This window comes from Streptomyces sp. NPDC059373, from assembly GCF_042751495.1.
Taxonomy (GTDB): Bacteria; Actinomycetota; Actinomycetes; order Streptomycetales; family Streptomycetaceae; genus Actinacidiphila.
Window position 1 is genome coordinate 1 of the sequence record NZ_JBHYXC010000030.1, and the last position, 20,295, is coordinate 20,295.

21 protein-coding genes and 1 pseudogene are annotated in these 20,295 nt (G+C 70.9%); 9 read left to right on the forward strand and 13 right to left on the reverse strand.

Annotation, left to right across the window (positions count from 1 at the left end):
* Positions 1-38 precede the first annotated feature (38 nt).
* The 4 genes from ACFXJ5_RS30250 to ACFXJ5_RS30265 all read right to left on the reverse strand — a co-directional run bounded on the left by ACFXJ5_RS30250 (position 39) and on the right by ACFXJ5_RS30265 (position 2,528).
* A complete protein-coding gene (locus tag ACFXJ5_RS30250) occupies positions 39-1,073 on the reverse strand; it encodes an ArsR/SmtB family transcription factor (protein ID WP_384637904.1) in 1,035 nt (344 codons plus the stop codon).
* A 48-nt stretch (positions 1,074-1,121) separates the two neighbouring features.
* Positions 1,122-1,436, reverse strand: coding sequence for a DUF202 domain-containing protein (locus tag ACFXJ5_RS30255; RefSeq protein ID WP_384637907.1), 315 nt, complete (start codon positions 1,434-1,436; stop codon positions 1,122-1,124).
* The gene (locus tag ACFXJ5_RS30260; RefSeq protein ID WP_384638113.1) at positions 1,436-1,840 is read right to left on the reverse strand and encodes a YidH family protein; all 405 of its coding nucleotides are present in this window, start codon (positions 1,838-1,840) and stop codon (positions 1,436-1,438) included. Before ACFXJ5_RS30260 ends, ACFXJ5_RS30255 begins: the two co-directional genes overlap by 1 nt.
* Before the next feature lie 166 nt (positions 1,841-2,006).
* Positions 2,007-2,528: an NUDIX hydrolase gene (locus tag ACFXJ5_RS30265; protein WP_384637910.1), complete on the reverse strand. Its 522-nt coding sequence runs from the start codon at positions 2,526-2,528 to the stop codon at positions 2,007-2,009.
* A 71-nt stretch (positions 2,529-2,599) separates the two neighbouring features.
* On the opposite strand from ACFXJ5_RS30265, the gene ACFXJ5_RS30270 reads away from it, so the two are divergent.
* Positions 2,600-3,994, forward strand: a complete 1,395-nt coding sequence (locus tag ACFXJ5_RS30270) for a cytochrome P450 (RefSeq protein ID WP_384637913.1) — start codon at positions 2,600-2,602, stop codon at positions 3,992-3,994.
* On the opposite strand, the gene ACFXJ5_RS30275 is transcribed toward ACFXJ5_RS30270, so the two are convergent.
* On the reverse strand, positions 3,921-4,982 hold the full coding sequence (locus ACFXJ5_RS30275; protein ID WP_384637916.1) for a DUF3533 domain-containing protein: 1,062 nt from the start codon (positions 4,980-4,982) through the stop codon (positions 3,921-3,923). The genes ACFXJ5_RS30270 and ACFXJ5_RS30275 overlap by 74 nt on opposite strands.
* A gap of 211 nt (positions 4,983-5,193) precedes the next feature.
* On the opposite strand from ACFXJ5_RS30275, the gene ACFXJ5_RS30280 reads away from it, so the two are divergent.
* The 4 genes from ACFXJ5_RS30280 to ACFXJ5_RS30295 all read left to right on the forward strand — a co-directional run bounded on the left by ACFXJ5_RS30280 (position 5,194) and on the right by ACFXJ5_RS30295 (position 9,631).
* Positions 5,194-6,552 (forward strand): NAD(P)/FAD-dependent oxidoreductase, encoded by a 1,359-nt coding sequence (locus tag ACFXJ5_RS30280; RefSeq protein ID WP_384637919.1) that lies wholly within the window; start codon positions 5,194-5,196, stop codon positions 6,550-6,552.
* A gap of 61 nt (positions 6,553-6,613) precedes the next feature.
* The gene (locus ACFXJ5_RS30285) at positions 6,614-8,362 is read left to right on the forward strand and encodes an acyclic terpene utilization AtuA family protein (protein WP_384638116.1); all 1,749 of its coding nucleotides are present in this window, start codon (positions 6,614-6,616) and stop codon (positions 8,360-8,362) included.
* Positions 8,363-8,450: 88 nt separating this feature from the next.
* Positions 8,451-8,627 carry a hypothetical protein gene (locus ACFXJ5_RS30290; protein ID WP_384637922.1) on the forward strand — a complete coding sequence of 59 codons (177 nt, stop codon included), beginning with the start codon at positions 8,451-8,453 and terminating at the stop codon, positions 8,625-8,627.
* 35 nt (positions 8,628-8,662) lie between these two features.
* Entirely contained in the window at positions 8,663-9,631 is a 969-nt protein-coding gene (locus ACFXJ5_RS30295; protein WP_384637925.1) for a pirin family protein, read from the forward strand.
* 28 nt (positions 9,632-9,659) lie between these two features.
* Here the strand turns inward: ACFXJ5_RS30295 and ACFXJ5_RS30300 are convergent, their stop codons facing one another.
* From ACFXJ5_RS30300 to ACFXJ5_RS30315, 4 genes are all read right to left on the reverse strand, one after another.
* Positions 9,660-10,337 (reverse strand): response regulator, encoded by a 678-nt coding sequence (locus tag ACFXJ5_RS30300; RefSeq protein WP_384637928.1) that lies wholly within the window; start codon positions 10,335-10,337, stop codon positions 9,660-9,662.
* Positions 10,334-11,632 (reverse strand): sensor histidine kinase, encoded by a 1,299-nt coding sequence (locus tag ACFXJ5_RS30305; RefSeq protein ID WP_384637931.1) that lies wholly within the window; start codon positions 11,630-11,632, stop codon positions 10,334-10,336. The genes ACFXJ5_RS30300 and ACFXJ5_RS30305 overlap by 4 nt, the downstream gene beginning before the upstream one ends.
* A gap of 91 nt (positions 11,633-11,723) precedes the next feature.
* On the reverse strand, positions 11,724-12,572 hold the full coding sequence (locus tag ACFXJ5_RS30310) for an ABC transporter permease (RefSeq protein ID WP_384637934.1): 849 nt from the start codon (positions 12,570-12,572) through the stop codon (positions 11,724-11,726).
* Positions 12,569-13,534, reverse strand: a complete 966-nt coding sequence (locus ACFXJ5_RS30315) for an ATP-binding cassette domain-containing protein (RefSeq protein WP_384637937.1) — start codon at positions 13,532-13,534, stop codon at positions 12,569-12,571. The genes ACFXJ5_RS30310 and ACFXJ5_RS30315 overlap by 4 nt, the downstream gene beginning before the upstream one ends.
* A gap of 176 nt (positions 13,535-13,710) precedes the next feature.
* Here ACFXJ5_RS30315 and ACFXJ5_RS30320 point away from each other — a divergent pair, with 176 nt between their 5' ends.
* Entirely contained in the window at positions 13,711-14,127 is a 417-nt protein-coding gene (locus tag ACFXJ5_RS30320; protein WP_384637940.1) for a DUF1992 domain-containing protein, read from the forward strand.
* Positions 14,128-14,151: 24 nt separating this feature from the next.
* Here the strand turns inward: ACFXJ5_RS30320 and ACFXJ5_RS30325 are convergent, their stop codons facing one another.
* Entirely contained in the window at positions 14,152-14,310 is a 159-nt protein-coding gene (locus ACFXJ5_RS30325) for a hypothetical protein (RefSeq protein ID WP_384637943.1), read from the reverse strand.
* Positions 14,311-14,575: 265 nt separating this feature from the next.
* On the opposite strand from ACFXJ5_RS30325, the gene ACFXJ5_RS30330 reads away from it, so the two are divergent.
* Positions 14,576-14,902 carry a plasmid stabilization protein gene (locus tag ACFXJ5_RS30330; protein ID WP_384637946.1) on the forward strand — a complete coding sequence of 109 codons (327 nt, stop codon included), beginning with the start codon at positions 14,576-14,578 and terminating at the stop codon, positions 14,900-14,902.
* A gap of 27 nt (positions 14,903-14,929) precedes the next feature.
* Here ACFXJ5_RS30330 and ACFXJ5_RS30335 read toward each other — a convergent pair whose 3' ends face one another.
* Together ACFXJ5_RS30335 and ACFXJ5_RS30340 are read right to left on the reverse strand one after the other, a co-directional pair.
* A complete protein-coding gene (locus ACFXJ5_RS30335; RefSeq protein WP_384637948.1) occupies positions 14,930-15,946 on the reverse strand; it encodes a DUF3800 domain-containing protein in 1,017 nt (338 codons plus the stop codon).
* A gap of 206 nt (positions 15,947-16,152) precedes the next feature.
* Positions 16,153-17,298: an ABC transporter substrate-binding protein gene (locus tag ACFXJ5_RS30340; RefSeq protein ID WP_384637951.1), complete on the reverse strand. Its 1,146-nt coding sequence runs from the start codon at positions 17,296-17,298 to the stop codon at positions 16,153-16,155.
* Positions 17,299-17,408: 110 nt separating this feature from the next.
* Between ACFXJ5_RS30340 and ACFXJ5_RS30345 the strand changes: the two genes are divergently transcribed.
* Both ACFXJ5_RS30345 and ACFXJ5_RS30350 read left to right on the forward strand, forming a co-directional pair.
* Positions 17,409-17,912, forward strand: a complete 504-nt coding sequence (locus ACFXJ5_RS30345) for a MarR family winged helix-turn-helix transcriptional regulator (RefSeq protein WP_384637954.1) — start codon at positions 17,409-17,411, stop codon at positions 17,910-17,912.
* 16 nt (positions 17,913-17,928) lie between these two features.
* Positions 17,929-18,225: pseudogene (locus ACFXJ5_RS30350) on the forward strand (aldo/keto reductase); the annotation flags it as partial.
* 67 nt (positions 18,226-18,292) lie between these two features.
* Here the strand turns inward: ACFXJ5_RS30350 and ACFXJ5_RS30355 are convergent.
* Positions 18,293-20,092, reverse strand: a complete 1,800-nt coding sequence (locus ACFXJ5_RS30355) for a discoidin domain-containing protein (RefSeq protein ID WP_384637957.1) — start codon at positions 20,090-20,092, stop codon at positions 18,293-18,295.
* Between the last annotated feature and the right edge of the window lie 203 nt (positions 20,093-20,295).

Below are 20,295 nucleotides of genomic sequence, written 5' to 3' on the forward strand. Positions count from 1 at the left end.
CAATTCAAATCCTGTCCCCACTATAAAAAAAAAACCTTTTACAAACCACGGGGGTGCGCCCTCTCGTAATCCCGCGGGTTTTTTGGGGGGGGGGGGGGGCCCCCCCCCACCACAAGCCGGCCGCCGTCCGCGGACACCTGGTAGTACACGCTGCTGCCCGACCGGGTTCGGGTCGTCAGTCCCGCGCGATGCAGCCGGGCCAGGTGGTAGGACACGGTGGACCGGCTCAGGTGGTGCAGGTCGGCGAGTTCGGCGGTCGTACGAGGGACGCCGAGGTCGGCCAGCAGGGTGAGGCGGGTATGGCCCAGCACCTCGCTCAGGGCCTGGGTGACCTGCTCGTCCGTGCCATGGAGCGCCCGTGCCGGATAGCTGAGCCGCACGCCCACCGCACGCCACGCCTCGATGTCCGCCCGGCAGATCCGGTTGAGCACGGTCGGGTACAGGGTGATGCGCTCTGCCGCATCGACGTCGCCCTCACATCCGCCGGCCACGCTGAGCGTGTCCTCGCGGTAGGCGATCGACGGATGCAGGGTGTCCAGGACCGCACCCAGACCGGCCCGGGCCGCGGCGCGGCCGCGGTGGTCGATGTCCGCCTCGGCCTGGGACGCCATGGCGGACCAATGCGGCGCGAGGCAGTCTTTCCACACCTGTTCGAGCTCCGAGGCGAAGAGCTCGGCGAATTCCCGCTCGTCCAGTTCGGCGAAAGAGTGGAACTCGGTGTTCCGGCTCTTGCGGAGGCGGCTCACGATGCGATCGACAAAGGGGGCCGGAGCCGTCGTTATCTGCTGTAACTCGGTGTCGACATCGGGATGGAAGTCGGTGGACACAGCCGGCGGAAGCACCAGACCGTCGCCGTTGCATTCCCTGTGCAGAATGCTGAGTATCCGCAGTTTTCGCCGCTTCAGGGTTTCGTGTATCTCGGCTGACCGAGGATAACCGGGGCTCATCGCACCCCTGATATGCATCAGTGGCGACACCACGAAGCGAGCGGTCGCGAGCGCCTCGGAGCTCAACCGTATGCGGATCAACTTTTCCCCGTTTCCCCACGTTTCAACGAGGCGGCATCTGGTCATGGACGCCGCCCGACGTTTTACTTCCCCTTGGGAGAGTACATGACACGCTCACGCAATCAATGACGCCCCGAAAACCAATGCGACCACGCACACCGCCGCGACAACGGCCGTACGCAACGCCAGCGGCGTCGGCTCGCCGGCGCCGAGAGCGGCGATCCGGGCCTGGGCCACCGCGAGGAAGGCCAGCCAGACCACCGCACACAGTGCCACCGCCACCAGCGCCAGGGGGGAGAGGCCGCGGTGGAGGGCCTGACGGACGGCCAGGATGGCGGCGACGGTGCAGGCGAGGGTGGTGCGGCGCCAGGCCAGGCGGGTGCGTTCGGGCTGGAGGCCGGGATCGCGATCGGCGACGGGCCCGGACATCAGCCGGCCCACCCGACGGCCGCGACCACGACCATCAGCAGGGCCACGGCCGCGACGAGCAGTGCCAGAAGCGTGGGGAAGCGCGAGACGGGCAGGTCCTCGCCGCGCCGCATGGCCCGTTCGCAGCGCACCCAGTGGTTGACGGCCCGGACGGCGCACATGGCGCCGCCCACCAGAAGCAGCACCGCGAGGGTGACCCGTACGGGCCGGTGGAGGTGGGGCAGGAACTGGTCCACGGCGAAGCCGCCGCCGATCAGGGCCAGGGCGGTGCGGAGCCAGGCCAGGAAGGTCCGCTCGTTGGCCAGGGAGAAGCGGTAGTCGGGGGTCGTGCCCTCCGTACGGATGTCCTGCGGCGAGAGCCACAGCCGCGCCCGTGTCGGCAGGCCCCGTACGAAGTCGATCACATCGGCCACACTAGGCCCTGCCGGGGCGATCAGGGTCGGACGGGCCGCGGCGGCTGGCGCGGCGCACCGCAAGGCGCTGGGAGCACCTCGCAGTGTCCAGTGCCGCGCCCGGCAATGTTCGTCCGGCGCGGCACTAGCTGGGGGAGTCTCGCGGGCCCGGGCAGGATCAGCCGGACCCCGGTTCGCGCAGCCTCCGGTAGGCCTCCAGGCCGTCCGGCACCCACTCCCACAGCGGGAGGACCCGGGCCAGCTCTTCCTCGGGGAGGAAGGCGTGCCAGGCGACCTCCTCGGCCTGCGGCGCGACCGGCAGCTCGCAGCGCACTTCGTAGACCCTCGACCACCAGGTGTGGCCGGCCGCCTCGCCCGTCCCCTGGTACAGGAAGCTGAACAGCGGTTCCGGCCGCGGCAGTCCGGACACCCCCAGCTCCTCCTCGGCCTCGCGCAGCGCGGCGGCGTCGTAGGACTCGCCCGCGCCGACGACACCGCCGACGAAGAGGTCGTACAGGGACGGGAAGACCAGCTTGTCGGCGGTCCGCCGGTGGACGAAGACCCGGCCCTGACCGTCCCGTACGTGGATGAAGACGCACCGGTGGCGCAGCCCCCGCGCGTACGCCTCGCCGCGCGGCGCCTGCCCGATGACGCGGTCATGCTCGTCGACGATGTCGAGCAACTCGTCGGAAGGTGCCATGCGGCCACCCTAATCCGGACAGTCTCGGGCCAACGAGCCTCAGCCCCGCCCACCGCGGCAAGAATGGCCGCATGGCGACGGGGACGGGCACAGCGGCGGCGGAGGCACCGAGCGCGGCGGGGATGCCGCTGCTCGGTTCGATGGTGGACCTGCTGAGGGATCCGCTGGCGGCGTATCTGCGGGCGCGGCGCGAGCAGGGCGATGTGGTCCGCTTCAGCGCCGGACCGCCGGGGCTGCGGCAGGACTTCTACGCGGTGTTCTCGCCGGACGGTGCACAGCGCGTGCTGGGCACGGATTCGGCCAACTTCCGCAAGGACAACGTCTTCTACGAAGAGGTGCGGCAGACCCTCGGCAATGGTCTGCTCACCAGCCAGGACGCGGACTACCTGCGCCAACGCCGGCTGATCCAGCCGCTGTTCACCCGCCGCCGGGTGGACGGATACGCGGCGGCCGTCACGACCGAGGCCGCCGCCCTCGCCGCGACCTGGCGCGGGACGGCGGAAGTGGAACTGGTCGAGGAGATGCACCGGTTCGCGCTGCGCATCGTGGGGGGCATCCTCTTCGGCACGGATGTCGAGGAGGCGATCGCCGTGGTGGAGCGCAGTCTGCCGCTGCTCAGCGACCACGCCCTCAAGCGCGCGCTGTCGCCACTCAAGCCGCCCCGCGACTGGCCCACCCCCGCCAACCGCCGCGCCGCCCGCGCCCAGGCCGAGCTGTACGCGCTCTGCGACACCATCATCGACAGGCGCCGCGCCGAAGACCCGCACGGCGACCCCCAGGAGGACCTGCTCAGCCTCCTCGTACGTGCCGGGAACGACGAGGACGGCAGCCTCGACCGCGGCGAACTCCGTGAGCAGGTGCTGGTCTTCCTGCTCGCCGGCCACGAGACCACCGCGACCGCGCTCGCCTTCGCCCTGCATCTGCTGGCCCGGCACCCCAAGGAGCAGCAGCGGGTACGCGAGGAGCTCGACCGGGTCCTCGGGGGCCGGCCGCCGACGGCGGCGGACCTGGACACGCTGCCGTATCTGACGATGGTGCTGAAGGAGACGATGCGGCTGTATCCGTCCGCGCCGGTGGTGGGCCGCCGGGCCGTGGCGGAGACCGAGATCGGCGGCCACCGCATCCCGGCCGGCGCCGACGTCCTGGTCAGCCCCTGGGTCACGCACCGTCACCCGGAGCACTGGCCGGACCCGGACCGCTTCGACCCCGAGCGCTTCACGCCGGAGGCGGAGGCGGCGCGGCCGCGCTATGCCTGGTTCCCGTTCGGCGGCGGGCCGCGCGCGTGCATCGGGCAGCACTTCTCGATGCTGGAGTCGGTGCTCGGTCTGGCCGTACTGCTTCAGTCGTACGCGTTCGAGGCCGTCGACGCCGACGTCCCGCTCGGCGCGGGGATCACACTGCTGGCAAAGGGGCCGGTCCGGTGCCGCGTGACCGACGCCCGGTCCACAGCACGACAAGCAGAGTGACCAGGAAGCCGCCGACGGCGTAGGCGCCGAGGACCCACCAGGCGTGGATGGTGTCGTGGCCGTGGAAGTAGACCGTGTTGCGTACGAGGGTCGTGCCCGCGCCCGGCGGGATGGCCTGGCCGATGGCCCGCCAGAAACGCGGCAGCAGCGCGTCCGGGTAGACGCCGCCGGAGCTGGGGTTGCCCAGGACGACGAAGAGGATGATGCACAGGCCGGTGCCCAGCAGCCCGAAGAGGGTCTGCAGGCCCGAGGCCGTCGCCGCCGCCGCGAAGACCACCAGGGCGCCGACCCCGGCCAGCTGCCAGAAGTGCCCGCTGAGGGCGTCGAAGACCGGCCCGACGATGACCGCGCCCGCGATGCCCGACACGACCGCGTACAGGGCCAGGACGCCGAGCCGGATGAAAGTGCGGTGCCGGTTGGCGGGGCGGGCGCCGCCGGCCATGCCGAGGATGGTGGCGGTGAGGTAGCCGCCGATGACCCAGCCGACCACCAGGTAGAACGAGGTCATGCCCCGCCCGTCGCCCTTGTTGGGCGTCCGGAGGTCGGTGACGGTGACCTGCCGCTGCCGCGCCTGCTCCAGCTGCTGGGCGATCTGGGCGGCGGTCTGCGACACCGAGGGGCCGCCCGCCGAGGCGACGAGCAGCGTGTCCGTCGTCCCGGTCGCGTTGTAGAGGAAGCCCGCGTCGACCGTACGGTCCAGGATCTCCCGCCGGGCGGTGGCCTCGTCGGCGACCGGGGTGGCCTTCACCGGGTCGCCGGACAGGGCGTTGAGCTTGGCCACGATCTGCCCCCGGGCTTGGTCGGCGGCGACCACCGCGACCGGGATCCGGTGCGGGGTGGGGGAGTGGAAGGCCCCGAGGTACGACACGATGAAGGCCAGCTGCACCACCAGGCCACCCAGCACCAGCGCGAACGCGCGGAGGCTGATCGCGTCCCGCAGCTCCGCGCCGAAACCGTGCGGCGGCGTCTCGGGTCTGGCGTGGCTCATGAGCCGTCCTCACTCCCGCCGGGGGTCGCACCGGGGTCGCACCGGGGGTCGCCGGGGCTGCCCGCCGCTGCCCGGGGCTGTCGGGGCACTACTTATTCGGACGCTAGGCCGGATTGCATGCCCCCGCTCGGGGTAGTGCTCCGTTCGCGGCCGTAGGGTGCCTGTGCGAGCGTGGCCGCAGTACGTGAAACAGCCCCATGAGAGGCGAGCCATGAGTCGACCGAGGATCCTGGTGGTGGGCGGCGGATTCGCGGGCCTGGAGTGCGCGCACCGCCTGGAGCGACGGCTGTCGCCCGACGAGGCCGACATCACCCTGGTGTCCCCGTGGAGCCACCAGTTGTATCTGCCACTGCTGCCGCATGTCGCGGCCGGTGTCCTCACCCCGCAGGCGGTGGCCGTGGCGCTGCGCCGCATGCTGCGCCGTACGGTGATCATCCCCGGACGGGCGATCGGGGTCGACGCGCCCGCCAAGGCCGTGGTCATCAAGAAGATCACCGACGAGGAGTTCGTCGAGCGCTACGACTACCTGATCCTCGCCCCCGGCAGTGTCACCCGGACCTTCGACATCCCCGGCCTCACCGAATACGGCCGCGGTATGAAGACGCTCGCCGAGGCCGCGTACATCCGCGACCACGTCATCACCCAGCTCGACCTCGCCTCCGCCAGCACCGACGAGGCCGAGCGCGCCTCGCGGCTGCAGTTCGTCGTGGTCGGCGGCGGCTACGCGGGCACCGAGACCGCGGCCTGCCTGCAGCGGCTCACCGCGGCGGCGGTCAAGCGCTACCCGCGTCTGGACCCCGGGCTCATCAAGTGGCATCTGATCGACATCGCGCCCAAGCTGATGCCCGAACTCGGCGACAAGCTGGGTCAGAAGGCCCTGGAGATCGTCAGCAAGCGCGGCGTCGAGGTCTCCCTCGGTGTCTCGGTGGCCGAGGCCGGCGAGGATCTGGTCACCTTCACCGACGGACGTAAGATCCCCTGCCGCACGCTGATCTGGACCGCCGGCGTCGCCGCCAGCCCGCTGGTCGCCACCCTCGGCACCGAGACGGTCAAGGGCCGGCTCCATGTCAACGCCGAGATGGAAGTCCCCGGCGCCGACGGGGTCTTCGCCCTCGGTGACTCCGCCGCCGTCCCGGACCTCGCCAAGGGAGGCGGCGACGCCATCTGCCCGCCCACCGCCCAGCACGCCATGCGCCAGGGCAAGGCCGCCGCCGAGAACGTGGTCGCCGCACTGCGCGGCAATCCCCTCAAGCCGTACGAGCACCGGGACCTCGGCCTCGTCGTCGACCTCGGTGGCGCCCAGGCGGTCTCCAAGCCGCTCGGCGTCCCGCTCAGCGGACCGCCTGCGCAGCTCGTCGCCCGGGGATATCATCTGGGCGCGCTGCGCACCTTCCCCGCCCGCTTCCGTACGGCCGCCGGCTGGCTGCTGAACTCGGTGGCCGGGGACGACTTCGTGCGCACCGGCTTCCAGGCCCGGCGCCCGGCCAGGCTGCGGGACTTCGAGGTCACCGACATCTATCTGTCGCCCGAGGAGGCACGTGCCCGGATCGAGTCCCTCCGAGCGGCCTGACGTCCTGCGGATCGCCAACTGCTCGGGGTTCTACGGCGACCGCCTCTCCGCGGCACGCGAAATGGTCGAAGGCGGCCCGATCGACGTCCTCACCGGCGACTATCTCGCCGAGCTGACGATGCTGATCCTCTGGAAGGCCCGACAGCGCGACCCGGAGGGCGGTTACGCCGTCTCCTTCCTCGCCCAGATGCGCGACGTGCTCGGCACCTGCCTGGAGCGCGGCATCAAGGTCGTGGTCAACGCGGGCGGGCTCAACCCGGCGGGGCTGGCGAAGAAGCTCGGCGAACTGGCGTCGGCCGTCGGTCTGCGGCCCCGCATCGCCCATGTCGAGGGCGACGACCTGCTGCCCCGGCTCCCGCAACTCCAGGACCAGGGACATGACTTCGCTCACCTGTCCAGCGGGCGGCCACTCGCCGAGGCCGGGGTGGATCCGGTCACCGCCAACGCCTACCTCGGCGGCTGGGGGATCGCCGAGGCGCTGCGGGCCGGGGCCGACGTCGTGATCTGCGGCCGGGTCACCGACGCCTCGCTGGTCGTCGGCCCCGCCGCCTGGGCCTTCGACTGGCCGCCCGATGACTGGGACCGGCTCGCCGGAGCCGTCACCGCCGGGCACATCATCGAATGCGGCGCCCAGGCCACCGGCGGCAACTACGCCTTCTTCACCGAGATCGGGCAGCCCGTACGCCCCGGCTTCCCCATCGCCGAGCTGCGGCCCGACGGCTCCAGCGTCATCACCAAGCACCCCGGGACCGGCGGCGCCGTCACCGTGGACACCGTCACCGCCCAGCTGCTGTACGAGATCGACCGGCCCGCCTATCTCAACCCCGACGTCACGGCCCGCTTCGACACCGTGACCCTCGACCAGCTCGGCCCCGACCGCGTCCTGGTCAGCGGCGCCCGGGGCGAGCCCGCCCCCGACACCCTGAAGGTCTGCCTCAACTACCGCGGCGGCTATCGCAATGCGGCCGTCTTCGTCCTCACCGGCCTGGACATCGAGGCCAAGGCCGCCTTCGCCGAGGCCACCCTGCTCGACGCCACCGGCGGCCCCGACCGCTTCGAGACGTACGAAACCCGCCTGGAGCCCGGCACCGGGACCACGGCCCGCCTCACCCTCACCGTCAAGGACCCCGACCCGGACAAGGTGGGCCGCTCGCTCTTCTCCGCCGTCGTCGGCACCGGCCTGTCCGGCTACCCGGGGCTGCACCTGGAGCACTTCTCCCCGAAGGCGGAGGAGTACGGCGTCTACTGGCCGGCGCTGATCGCCGCCGACGCCGTACGGGCCGAGGCCGTGCTGGGGCGGGAGAACTCTCCGGAGGGCATTGCGGAGGGCTTTTCGGAGGGCATTGCGGAGGGCAGCCGCCTCGCCGTGCCGGAGCCGCCCCGTCAGGCCCGCGAGGCCCGGCGGCCGGCGATACCGGCGCAGGGTTCCGCCACGGACGCGGGGCGGAGTCCCGAGGGCCCCACCGTCCGCGCCCCGCTCGGCCGGATCATCGGCGCCCGCTCGGGCGACAAGGGCGGCGACGCCAATGTCGGCCTGTGGGCCCGCGACGACGAGGCGTACGCCTGGCTGCGGCGAACCCTGGACGTGGACGCGCTGCGCGAGCTGCTGCCCGAGGCCGCCGGACTCCCCGTCAGCCGCTACGAGCTGCCCAATCTGCGCGCGCTGAACTTCGTCGTACACGGCCTCCTCGGCGACGGTGTGGCCGCCTCGACCCGGGCCGATCCGCAGGCCAAGAGCCTTGGTGAATTCCTCCGTGCGTGCTCTGTTGAGATACCCGCGACGCTATTGAGCGGAGTAAATAAGCCGTGAGTATGGGGACGGCAAAAAGCCGTCTCTGCTTCGGTCATGGGGGCCCGCAACGCGCTTGAACAGCTCTTGCGCTGCCTAACCTGAATTCATGGACAACGACATCCTGCGCAAGGCGATATTCCTTCTGCGTGACTGCCACGAATCCGAGCAGCAGGCCGTGGAAGGTCTCAAGAAGTACTTCCCGCACCTGCATCTCGGTGACCGTGAGCGATACGTCGGCGAGGCGTGGGACATGATCCACGGCGTCCACAGCGCCACTTCATAAGGCCGCTGACCCACCGTCGGCGTACCGTCGGGCGTATGAGCAATCTTGACGTGAAGGCCGCGCCGACCGTCTGCGGAGGCCGCGACGACGTGTCGGCGCAGCCGGTCCACGAGCTGCTCACCGGCCGCGTGGTGCCGGTCGGCGAGAGTACCGTCGTCCGGCGCCTGCTGCCCAACCTCGGCCGCCGCATGGTGGGCGCGTGGTGCTTCGTCGACCACTACGGTCCCGACGACATCGCCGACGAGCCCGGCATGCAGGTGCCCCCGCATCCGCATATGGGCCTGCAGACCGTCAGCTGGCTCCACGACGGCGAAGTGCTGCACCGCGACAGCCTCGGCAGCGTGCAGACCGTACGCCCCCGCGAGCTGGGCCTGATGACCTCCGGCCGCGCCATCGCGCACTCCGAGGAGTCCCCGCGGCCGCACTCGCGCGTCCTCCACGGCGCCCAGCTCTGGGTCGCCCTCCCCGACGCCCACCGCAATGTCGCCCCGGCCTTCGAGCACCACGCCGACCTCCCGGTGGCGGCCGGCGGCGGCGGGCTCCGCGCCACCGTCATCCTCGGCTCCGTCGACGGCGCCTCCTCCCCGGGCACCACCTACACCCCCATCGTCGGCGCCGACGTCGCCCTGGCGGCCGGCACGGACGCCCGCCTCCCGCTGGAGCGCGACTTCGAGTACGCCGTCCTCGCCATGTCCGGCGCCGCCGTGGTGGACGGCGTCCCCGTCGAGGCCGGATCCATGCTCTACCTCGGCTCCGGCCGTACGGAGTTGCCGCTGCGGGCCGACGTCGACAGCGGCCTCATGCTGCTGGGCGGCGAGCCCTTCGCCGAGCGGATCGTCATGTGGTGGAACTTCGTCGGGCGGACCGGCGACGACATCGCCCAGGCCCGTGCCGACTGGATGTCCGGGTCCCGCTTCGGCGAGGTGAAGGGCTACGACGGCGCCCCGCTGCCCGCTCCGGAACTGCCCCCGGTGCCGCTGAAGGCGCGTGGCCGGGTGAGGTGACCCGGGCACCGTGAGCCCCGGTTCACCTTCAGTCGGGGCCGTTGGGGCGCGCCAGACCGAGGTCGTAGGCGGTGATGACGGCCTGGATCCGGTCGCGGGCGCCGATCTTCGCCAGGACCCGTCCGACGTGGGTCTTCACGGTGGACTCGGACAGCACGAGGCGTTCGGCGATCTCCCCGTTCGTCCAGCCCTGGCCGATGGCGACCAGGATCTCGTGTTCACGTTCGGTCAGATTGCGCAGCCGGGGGTCGTCGGCGGCCTTCCCGTCCTGCGGGTGGCCCGGCAGGTGGTGGGAGTAGGCGTCGAGCAGGCGGCGGGTGAGTCCGGGCGCGATGACCGCGTCGCCGGACGCGACGGCGCGGATGCCGGCCAGCAGCTCCTCGGGCAGAGCGTCCTTGAGCAGGAAGCCGCTGGCTCCGGCGCGCAGCGCGGTGTGGGCGTACTCGTCGAGGTCGAAGGTGGTGAGGACCAGCACGCGGGAGCGTCCGCCGCCGGCGACGATGCGGCGGGTGGCCTCGATGCCGTCCATGCCGGGCATCCGTACGTCCATGAGGACCACGTCGGGTCGCAGCTCGGCGACCTTGCGCACCGCCTCGGCACCGTGGGCCGCCTCGCCGACGACCTGGGTGCCGGGGGTGCTCTCCAGCAGCATCCGGAAGCCGAAGCGCTGCAGCGGCTGATCGTCCACGATGAGCACGGTGGTCACGATGCTCCGCCCTGTGCGGTGAGGTCGTGGGGGGCGAGGTCCAGCAGGGCGTTCACGGTCCACCCACCGCCGGGGCGGGGTCCGGCGGTGATGGTGCCGCTGTAGAGGGCGGCGCGCTCCCGCATGCCCGCGAGCCCGTGCCCGTGCCCGTCCTCGGCCGGCGCCGGGCGGCGTCTGGTGCCGTCGGGCGGGCCGGTGTCCTCGACGATGATGCGGACCTCCTGGCCCTCGGCGGCCAGCGTGAGCTGGGCGCGGGTGTCGGTGCCCGCGTGCTTGAGGGTGTTGGTGAGCGACTCCTGCACGATGCGGTAGACCGTCAGCTGCACGCCGTGGTCCAGCGCGTCCACGTTCCCGACGGTGCGGTAGACGACCTGGGGCCCGGCGGCCCGGACGCGTTCGCACAGGGCGTCGAGGTCGGCGATGCCGGGCTGCGGGCTGAGCTGAGGGACGGCCGCGCCGTTCTCCGTACGTTCCCGCAGGACGCCCAGCATGCGGCGCAGCTCGCCGAGGGCCTGGCGGCCGGTGCCGCCGATGAGCCGGAGCGCCTCCTTGCTGCGCTCGGGCGCGAGGTCGGCCGCGGCGGCGCCGCCGTCGGCGAGACCGATGATGACGGAGAGGTTGTGGCCGATGATGTCGTGCATCTCGCGGGCCACGCGGGTGCGCTCGGCCGCCGCGGCGAGCATGGCGCGCTGGTCGCGTTCGACCTCCAGCCGGGCGGCGCGGTCCCGCAGCGCGGCCAGATAACCCTGCGCGATCCGCAGCCCCAGGCCCAGAGCGACGGCCGCCGTGGCGGCGCAACCCAGGAAGAACAGAGCGGCGAACACGTCCACCAGGCTGTAGATCCGGACGAAGACCACCGCCAGCGCGGCGACGGTGATACCGGCCGCCCAGGGCAGGAACCGCAGGGCGCCGTGCCGGGCCAGGCTGTACAGGGCGACGAAGAGGGCAAGGTCGGCGCGCATCCACACGTTCAGGGACCACTGCAGGATGAACACGGCCGCGATCACGCTGAAGACCGCGAAGGGTGCCCTGCGCCGCCACAGCAACGGCAGGATCAGCCCGGCCTGCAGGAGGAGCACGTTCGCCGTGGACGTCTGGGCGAGCAGGGCCGGCTCGTGGTGGCCGTCGCGGAGCAGATCGGGGAGGCCGCTGATCAGGAAGACCGCGAAGACCAGGGCGGCGTCCAGCATCCACGGCCGGTCCCGGTCGGCCTGCCACAGCCGCCGTCCGGCGCGGCTCAGCCGGGCGACCTGGGGGTGCCCCCAGATCGGGTCTTGCGTCGTCACGCGGTTCACCTGTCCATCGTGGGCGATGACCGCCCTGGCGACACCCCCGGGGCGTGTCGCGCTCCCCGGGGGTGTCGTCGGTTGCAGGGCATGCCCTCGGTCAGGCGTCGGTCCGTACCAGACGGTACGCGGCGCCGGCCAGGGCGAGCACGGTCCAGCCGGCGAAGACGGCCAGGCCGGCGGCGGGGGAGAGCGTGTTCGCGGAGTGGTGCAGGGCGAACATCGACTCACCCGCGTTGCTGGGCAGGTACTGGCTGACGTTGTTCTGCCAGGTGGTCGGCAGCAGCTCGACCAGGCCCGGGACCAGCATCAGCGCGCCGACGAGGACGGCGATGCCACCCGCGACCGAGCGCAGCAGCGCGCCCAGCGCGATGCCGATCACGGCGATCAGGCCGAGGTACAGGCCGGCCGCGAACAGGCTGCGGACGACTCCCGCGTCGGAGAGCGAGAGCGCAGCCGGGGTCCCGGAGATGATGCCGCTGCCGAACAGGAAGGCGGCGAACGCGCCGACCGTCCCGAGGACCAGGGCGATCACGCCGTACACCGAGGCCTTGGACCACAGCACCGGCAGGCGGCGCGGGACGGCCGCGAGCGTCGAGCGGATCATCCCGGTGGAGTACTCGCCGGCGGTGACCAGCACACCGAGGATGCCCAGGGCCAGCTGGGCGAAGTTGATCCCGAACAGGGAGAGGCTGACCGCGTCGGCGGTGGCCAGATCCCCGCCGCCGTGCGTGTCGCCGGAGGTGATCATGGACTTGTAGCGGGCCAGCCTGATCAGGCCGAAGCCCAGCATGAAGATCAGCGCCAGGCCCAGCGTGATCCAGCTGGAGCGCAGCGACCAGAACTTCGCCCACTCGGAGCGCACGACGCGCACCCCGGTCACCTTGTAGACCGGACGCGTCGCCTCGGCGGGGACGGACGTCGGTGCCTGGGTCGTCACGGTGCTCATGCTGCGCTCCCGGCGGTCTCGAGGGATTCCGGGGTCTCAAAGGCCTCGGAGACGGTCGTGCCGCCGTGGTACTCGACGGACTCACGGGTCAGGTCCATGAACGCCTCCTCCAGGGAGAGGGTCCGCGGAGTGAGCTCGAACAGCGCGATGCCCGCCGTGGCGGCCTTCATCCCGATGGAGCGCGCCGCCATACCGGTGACCTGCAGCTCCTCCGAGCCGGCCCGGCCGGTGATCTCGACACCGGGACCGGCCAGGACCTCGCGCAGCCGCGCCGGGTCCTCACTGGCCACCTTCACGGTGTCGCCGCCGGCCTGGCGGATCAGGTCCTCGACGGTGGTGTCCGCCAGCAGCCGGCCCCGCCCGACGATGATCAGGTGGTCGGCCACCAGCGCCATCTCGCTCATCAGGTGCGAGGAGACGAAGACGGTACGGCCCTCGGACGCGAGCCCGGTCAGCAGGTTGCGGATCCAGAGCACGCCCTCGGGGTCCAGGCCGTTGACGGGCTCGTCGAGCATCACCGTCGCCGGGTCGCCCAGCAGCGCGGCGGCGATGCCGAGGCGCTGGCCCATGCCCAGGGAGAAGGCTCCGGCGCGCTTCTTCGCCACGGACTGCAGGCCCGACAGCTCGATGACCTCGTCCACCCGGCGGCGCGGGATGCCGTGCGTGTACGCCTGCGACATGAGGTGGTCGAACGCGGAACGGCCCGGGTGGATCGACTTCGCCTCGAGCAGCGCGCCGACCTCCTGCAACGGCGCCGTGTGCTCGGCGTAGCGGCGGCCGTTGACGGTCACCGACCCGCCCGTGGGCTCGTCCAGGCCCACGATCATGCGCATGGTCGTGGACTTCCCGGCCCCGTTCGGGCCCAGGAAGCCGGTGACGGTGCCCGGCTTCACGGTGAAGTCCAGCCGGTCCACCGCCGTCTTCTCCCCGTACCGCTTCGTCAGCTGCTGCGCCTCGATCATGGATGCTTCCTCACGCTCGGGTTGCCGGGGCTTCCCGGCCTTCCTCACCGGGAACGTTACGAGCGGCTGGAGCCGCATCCGTGGTACCCAGGGGCTGACCTCCCCGGGTGAGTGGTACCGCGGTACTACGGCCGGACCCGGTCCGTGTCAGGGGCATCGCCTGTAGCCTCGGAAGGGTGACAGAGCGCAAACCACCAGGGGTCAGCTTCGAGTCATGGGTCGACAAGCAGATCCGCGAGGCGACCGAACGCGGCGACTTCAAGGAACTTCCCGGTTTCGGTGAACCGCTGCCCAGCCTGGACCGGCCGTACGACGAGCTGTGGTGGATCAAGCAGAAGATGCACCGCGAGAAGTTGTCCGCCCTGCCGCCCGCCCTCGCCCTGCGCAAGGAGGCGGAGGACGCACTCGAGGCCGTCTCCAAAGCCGCGTCCGAGCGCCAGGTCCGCCGGATCATCGAGGACATCAACAAGAAGATCGGCGAGGCGCTGCGCATGCCGCCCGCCGGACCGCCCCTGAATCTGACGCCGTTCGACGTCGAGGACGTCGTCCGCGAGTGGCGCGAGCGCCACGGTTCACCGCCCCGGACGGAGTAGTCCACCCGCACCGCTCTCGGCGGCTCAGCGGTCCTGGAGGATCCGGCCGTCCCGCAACTCCGGTACCCGGTCGGCGAGTTCGACGAGCTGTGCGTCATGGGCGGCGAGCAGTGCCGTGCCGCCCTCGCTCTGTACGACGGCGCGCGGCAGCTCCATCACGGTGCGGCCGGTCTCGGCGTCCAAGCGGGCCGGTCGGCCAGGGCCCGGGGAATCGCGACGCGCTCGGGCCTCGATCAGTCCTCGCCCAGCACGATGTTGGACCTGAGGCTCCCCTGCGGAGGCCCGGATACTCGGTCCGGGCGGCTTGACGGGTTTCGGCTCCGGCCCGCCGGCACCCGACGAAACGCGGCAAGAGCGGCCGTGTGGTGAACGAGCACCGGGCCCCGGCTTTCCCCCGGGTCGGCGCCCGGTGCCCCCGCCGGCAAGGTGACACGAAGGGGTGAACGTCATGCCGCGAGGTTCCAGCGACAAGCGTGAGCGGCAGTACGAGCACATCAAGGACAGCGCGCAGGAGCGCGGCGAGAGCGAAGGCCGCGCCAAGGAAATCGCCGCCCGCACCGTCAACAAGGAGCGCGCCCGCTCCGGCGAGGCCAAGACCGCCGGCCGCACCTCCCTCCAGGACATGTCCTCCGGAAAGCGCGGCGGTCAGCGCTCCCACCAGGGCTCCCAGGGCCAGACCTACGACCAGCTGTACGAAGAGGCCAAGCGCCGCAACATCGACGGCCGGTCGCACATGAACAAGGCCGAGTTGACGCGGGCCTTGGGCGGCAGCTGACGACGGCCGCGGGCCTGCGGATCGTGGTCAGGCGCCGACGCCGGAGGTTGGCCCCAACAGGGCCCAGCTTCGGTCGTCCCCCCAGGTCGAGGCGGAGTCCACGTACGGTCGCAGCAGGGCTGTGAGTTGCGCGTCGCCCCGCTGGTTGAGTTCGTCCGACGCCAGTTTTCGGGCGATGCCGGCCAGGAAATCGGCGATTTGAATCCGCGAGTCGGAGCGTGAGTCGACCAGCCTCAGGCCGGTCAGCCGCAGCTGCGGTGAGTGACGGAGCTGCGCGACCCGCTCGTCCGTCAGCGTGTTCTGTCGATCATGAACGATCGCAATGTGTTCTCCGCCTGCACTCCAGTACGTGACTGTCTGCGCAATGGCGGGAATCAGCGGGTCCAGAGCCGGAATCACTTTCGGGTTGTCGAGAAGGTGCGCCCGAAAGGACTCGGCGTGCGGTCTGGCCCCCGCCAGCAGTTTCATGATGTCGTCCACCGGGCCCCGCGCCCCGGCGAGCCGCAGAGCGTCAACCAGGCGGAAGAACGATTCGACGGGCGCCGTCACATCCGTACGACTCCTGGTGCGCATCAGGTCGTTGGACGCCTCGAGGAAGCCCTGCCAGCGTTCGTGCCCCAACGCCCGGCGGCCCTCGCGATACAGGGTGACGGCTGTGGCCCTGGCCCGCGGATCCCGGCCCGGACCCGTACCTGCCGGGTAAGTGCCATGTCCGAGCAGCAGGTCGACGACTCTGCCGACGACAAAGAACGACTTGTCGGTCAGATGTACGTGAGCATTCCCGTGGATCGGCCCCGACGGCCCGAGCATCCATTCGAGGACCGCGCGGTGTTTCTCGCGGAGCAGATGATTCGCCTTGTACTCCTGCGCCGGCGAGCGAATTCTGTCCCTTATTTCCTGGATGGATTCCGCCGCCGACCGGCCGTCCAGCCGCACGCTGGCATGTGCGAACACATCCGTGTTCCCGCCGAGGAGATTCTCGCCGTCCGAGCCCGACTCGTCGCAGGCGATCTCAAGCAGTCCCGTGACCGCGTCCATGGGCATGCCCGCCATCGTCGGCCACCGCCGCGGAATCCACCACGGGTTTTCCCCGGCGCGGCGGTTCGGCCACCGCCTGGCGCCTGCCGTGCACGCGGCGGATCGCCCGCCGGTCCTCCTCGGAGGCGCCGCCCCAGATGCCACTCCCGCGGCATGGGGGCGGTCGCGTGGCGTGCGAATTCAGCCGACCGGCCCCCCCGTGTGACGCGAGCTCAGAACGCGCCGGGGTTGAGGCCCAGGGTGTTGTCGGGGTCGGCGGGGTCGGCGCCGGTGACGGAGCCGACGTACAGCTGCAGTTGGGAGCGGAAGCGCTCGACGGCGGCGCGGTCGCTCATGAACTTCGCGAAGGAGTCCGGGTTGGTGGTCTTGTACGCGGAGAGCGGCTTGAGGCCGGTGGGCGGGGCCACGTCGCTGCGTACGGACCAGGTCCAGGAGGCGATGGCGGTCTTCTGGACGGCCTGGGAGTGCAGCCAGCTGGTGAACAGCTCGGCCGTCGCCCGGTTCTTGGACGCCTTGAAGATCGCGCTGCGCTGCGCCCAGGAGTTGAAGCGGTCACCGCTCGGGAGGACGACCGTGGCGTTCGGGGTCGGGTCGCCGGTGGTGCCGGCGGTCGCGAGGTACGTGCCGGCGGCGACGGGCCCGGCGGAGTAGGGGGTGCCGCGGACGAGGGCGGGGTTCTGGGCCATGACCTTCTTCAGCCAGCTCCAGCCGTACTTCTGGACGATCAGCTTGAACTCGTAGAGCACGGCGTCGTCGTCGTTGGGATAGGTGAAGATCAGCTTGTTCTTGAAGGTGGACTTGAGCAGATCCGACGCCTTGAAGCTGGACGGGTCGGCAGGCAGCTGCTTGGTGTTGACCATGTAGGCGAAGGCGCCGTAGAAGACGCCGGTGTAGTAGCCGTCCTTGTCCTTGGCGTTGGCGTACACCTTGTCCCAGCCCACGGGCTTGTACTTCAGCAGCGCGCCCTCCTTCTTCCAGCGGTCGAAGTCCTGCGTGGTCTGCAGGATGGCGACGTCGGCCACCTGGTTGTGGGTGGCGATCTGGTTGTCGATGCGGGCGTCGTGGTTCTTGCTGAGGTCGGTGACCATGTTGATCTTGATGTCGGGGTACGCCTTCTTGAACGCCGCGGCTATGAAGTCCCACTGGCCGGGCTTGTCGCCGCCGATGTACACGGTCACCTTGCCGCCCTCGGCCTTGGCCTTCGCGTAGAGCTGCTTGAGCTGGGCGTTCTCGCTCGCGGTGACGCTCGCAGTGGTGGCGTTGGCGTTCGCGGTCCCGGCGAGTGCGAGGCTCGCGCCGCCGGCCGCCAGGACCGCCGTCGAGAGGGCGATGGCGAGCGGCTTCTTGCTGATCTTCATGGGGGTGGGGACCCTTCTCGGGTGGTACGAGAATCTGTTTGAAGTCTCAAACAACACCGGTGACGATACTCAGATTGTTTGAACTTTCAAACCAGCCCTATGATGATGTTATGCAGATCACGCCATGGCTCGACGAGCAGGAGATGCGCGCCTGGATCGCCTACCTGGACGCGTCCACCCTGATCGGCGACTACATCGACCGGCAGCTCCAGAGCGACGCCGGCATGCCGCACGCCCACTACTCCGTACTCACGCGGCTGTCCGCGGCCCCCGGTCGGTCCATCCGGATGTCACAGCTCGCCGAGCAGCTGCGGATCACCCGTAGCCGGCTGTCGCATACGGTGGCGAAGCTGGAGAAGTCGGGCCTGGTGGAGCGGCGGGAAGACCCCGCCGACCGGCGCGGGCAGTCGGCGGTGCTCACCGACGAGGGCGCGCGGGTCCTGGCCGCCGCCGCGCCCGGGCATCTCGCCGCGGTGCGGCGGGCGGTCTTCGATCAGCTCAGCCGGGAACAGCTCGGCCAGCTCGCCGACATCGGGGAGGCCATCGCCCGGGCCCTCAGCCGAGCAGACCGTGAGGCCGGTGAGCCCGCCGACCTTCCCTGGCAGCGCCGGTGAGCCCGTAAGAGGCCGCGCGAACCGGCAGGACGACGCGCTCGTGGACCGCTGCGCGGCCGAGAACATCGCCTTCGCCTCGTTCTTCCCGCTGGGCGGCTTCAGCCCGCTCCAGCACGACACCCTCAACGAAGTCGCAGCCCGCCTGGAGCCCTCCCCGCAGCAGGTGGCCCTGGCCTGGCTGTTGCAGCGCTCGGCCACCACCGTCCTGATCCCCGGCACGTCCTCCGTCGCCCACCTGCGCGAGAACGTCGCCGCCGCCGACCTCGAACTTCCCGCGGACGCGATCGCGGAACTCGACACCATCGGCACGTAGGGACGACCACCACCGGGACTGCCCCGGTGCGCGGGTGGCGCACCGGGGCGTCCGGGGCAGTCAGGTGTCAGGTGCCGAGAACCTGGAACTCCCAGAGCGAGTAGCCGTATTGGGTGGCCCGTGCGGTGCCGTACACGCGCACATAGCGACCGGATCCGGTGACCGGCAGGGTCTGGGTGCCACCGGTACCGCTGGTGGTGGAGTAGACGGTGGTCCAGGCCGAACCGTCCGCCGAGGTCTGGATCTGGAACGCCGTGCCGTAGGCGGCCTCCCAGTTGAGTACCACCTGGCTGATCGTGTGGACGGCGCCCAGGTCGACCTGGAGCCACTGCGGGTCGGAGAATGCGCTCGACCACCGGGTGCCGGTGTTGCCGTCGACCGCGTTCGGCGCGGTGAAGCTGGTGTTCTCCGCGGACGAGGCGGTCGCCGTCCTGCCCTGCGACAGCAGAGTGCCACCGCCGGTGCCGCCGGACGTGGGTGTGCCGTAGAGCGCCAGTTCGTAGAGGGAGTCGCCCCATTGGGAGGCTCTGCTGGTCGCGTACACCCGGACGTAGCGTCCGGAGCCGGACAGTGCGGTGTCCTGGAGATCGGCTGGGCTGTTGTTGTTCGAGTAGATGGTGGTCCACGTCGTGCCGTTGGTGGACGTCTGTAGCTGGTAGGCCGATGCGGCCGACGCCTCCCAGGTCAGGGTCGCGTGGGTGAGGTTGTAGGACTGGCCGAGGTCGACCTGGAGCCACTGGGGGTCGGAGAATCCGCTCGACCAGCGGGTGGTGATGTCGCCGTCGGTCGCGTAGGTCGCCGGGAAGGAGGTGCTCTCCACCGACGAGGCCGTGGTGGGCTTGCCCTGGGCGATGTTGGTACCCGAGGTGCCGGCCGGGGCCTTGTTGTACACGGCGACGTAGTCGATGTCCATGTGGCCGCCGGAGACGGTGGCGGAGGTGGGGCCGCCGCCGAACGCGGCGGGGAATGCGCCGCCTATGGCGAGGTCGAAGATGGGGAAGAAGCTGTGGTCGACCGCGTTGGCCCAGGAAGTCGCGTCCATCTGGGAGGAGTTGACGGTGAAGTAGTTGGCGCCGTCGAGGTACCAGCGGATCTGCTCGGGCGAGGTCGACCTGTCGACCTCCACCGCGTAGGTGTGGTAGCCGGTCTGGCACCCGCTGCAGGCGCGCTCGCCGCTGCCGAGTCCGGTGGACTCGTTGCACGGGCCGCCCGGGCTGACACCGCAGTGCAGTGTGCCGAACAGCGAGCTGCGACCGTTGATGTCCTCCATCATGTCGATCTCGCCGGAGCCCGGCCACGGGACGCCGATGCGCAGCGGCGAGCCCAGCATCCAGAACGCCGGCCAGTACCCGGCTCCGTTGGCCGTGGTGAGGTTCGGCTGCTGGATGGACGCCTGGATCCGCACGACTCCACCGGGCTGTGCGCCGAAGCCGTCGGCCTGCGTCTCGACCCGGCCGGAGGTCCAGCCGGCGTTCGGGTCGGTACCCGAGTGCAGGGCCTTGAGCACCAGATGGCCGCTGCCGTCCTGGTAGACGTTGGCGGTGCTGGTGGTCGTGGTCTCGATCTCGCCGGTGCCGAAGCTGCTGCCGGCGCCGGCGTCGTAGCGCCACGTCGCGGTGTCCAGGCCTGTGTTGGCGGCGCCGTTGAAGTCGTCGCTCCAGGTGCTGGTGAAGCCCGTCGGCGCCGCCGGCACCGCTGCCGGTTGCACCGCGGCGGCCGGTTGCGCGGAAGCCGTGGGAGTGGCGGTGGCCGAGGGTGAGCCGGCCAACGTGACCGCCGCGACGGCGGTGAGGGCCAGCAGGCCGACGGTGAGGCGTCCGTTCGGCCGGGGGTGCGGTGGTCGGAAGCGCCTGACTCTGATCGACATGCGTACTCCTTCTCCAAGTGGGGGAGGGCGACCGCAACTGGCCATGACAGCGGTGCCGTTGGCAGGGGGAGAGAACCGAGAGAGCGCTCTCTGGAGGGTCGTCCTTCGCCTGGAACGCTGTCAAGAGAGCGGCCTCGTTTACGGAACTATTCACAGGGGCCAACAGCGAGCCCCCCGGCCGGTGTTCGGCCGGGGGGCTCGTG

What these genes read in the sequence shown, in the direction of transcription:
- ACFXJ5_RS30275 (WP_384637916.1), bottom strand. Translation starts at nt 4,982, where the DNA reads ATGAGCCACGCCAGACCCGAGACGCCGCCGCACGGTTTCGGCGCGGAG.
- ACFXJ5_RS30335 (WP_384637948.1), bottom strand. Translation starts at nt 15,946, where the DNA reads ATGCCCATGGACGCGGTCACGGGACTGCTTGAGATCGCCTGCGACGAG.
- ACFXJ5_RS30290 (WP_384637922.1), top strand. Translation starts at nt 8,451, where the DNA reads ATGGACAACGACATCCTGCGCAAGGCGATATTCCTTCTGCGTGACTGC.
- ACFXJ5_RS30280 (WP_384637919.1), top strand. Translation starts at nt 5,194, where the DNA reads ATGAGTCGACCGAGGATCCTGGTGGTGGGCGGCGGATTCGCGGGCCTG.
- ACFXJ5_RS30265 (WP_384637910.1), bottom strand. Translation starts at nt 2,528, where the DNA reads ATGGCACCTTCCGACGAGTTGCTCGACATCGTCGACGAGCATGACCGC.
- ACFXJ5_RS30285 (WP_384638116.1), top strand. Translation starts at nt 6,614, where the DNA reads ATGGTCGAAGGCGGCCCGATCGACGTCCTCACCGGCGACTATCTCGCC.
- ACFXJ5_RS30310 (WP_384637934.1), bottom strand. Translation starts at nt 12,572, where the DNA reads ATGAGCACCGTGACGACCCAGGCACCGACGTCCGTCCCCGCCGAGGCG.
- ACFXJ5_RS30270 (WP_384637913.1), top strand. Translation starts at nt 2,600, where the DNA reads ATGGCGACGGGGACGGGCACAGCGGCGGCGGAGGCACCGAGCGCGGCG.
- ACFXJ5_RS30340 (WP_384637951.1), bottom strand. Translation starts at nt 17,298, where the DNA reads ATGAAGATCAGCAAGAAGCCGCTCGCCATCGCCCTCTCGACGGCGGTC.
- ACFXJ5_RS30345 (WP_384637954.1), top strand. Translation starts at nt 17,409, where the DNA reads ATGCAGATCACGCCATGGCTCGACGAGCAGGAGATGCGCGCCTGGATC.
- ACFXJ5_RS30250 (WP_384637904.1), bottom strand. Translation starts at nt 1,073, where the DNA reads ATGACCAGATGCCGCCTCGTTGAAACGTGGGGAAACGGGGAAAAGTTG.
- ACFXJ5_RS30330 (WP_384637946.1), top strand. Translation starts at nt 14,576, where the DNA reads ATGCCGCGAGGTTCCAGCGACAAGCGTGAGCGGCAGTACGAGCACATC.
- ACFXJ5_RS30295 (WP_384637925.1), top strand. Translation starts at nt 8,663, where the DNA reads ATGAGCAATCTTGACGTGAAGGCCGCGCCGACCGTCTGCGGAGGCCGC.
- ACFXJ5_RS30355 (WP_384637957.1), bottom strand. Translation starts at nt 20,092, where the DNA reads ATGTCGATCAGAGTCAGGCGCTTCCGACCACCGCACCCCCGGCCGAAC.
- ACFXJ5_RS30315 (WP_384637937.1), bottom strand. Translation starts at nt 13,534, where the DNA reads ATGATCGAGGCGCAGCAGCTGACGAAGCGGTACGGGGAGAAGACGGCG.
- ACFXJ5_RS30255 (WP_384637907.1), bottom strand. Translation starts at nt 1,436, where the DNA reads ATGTCCGGGCCCGTCGCCGATCGCGATCCCGGCCTCCAGCCCGAACGC.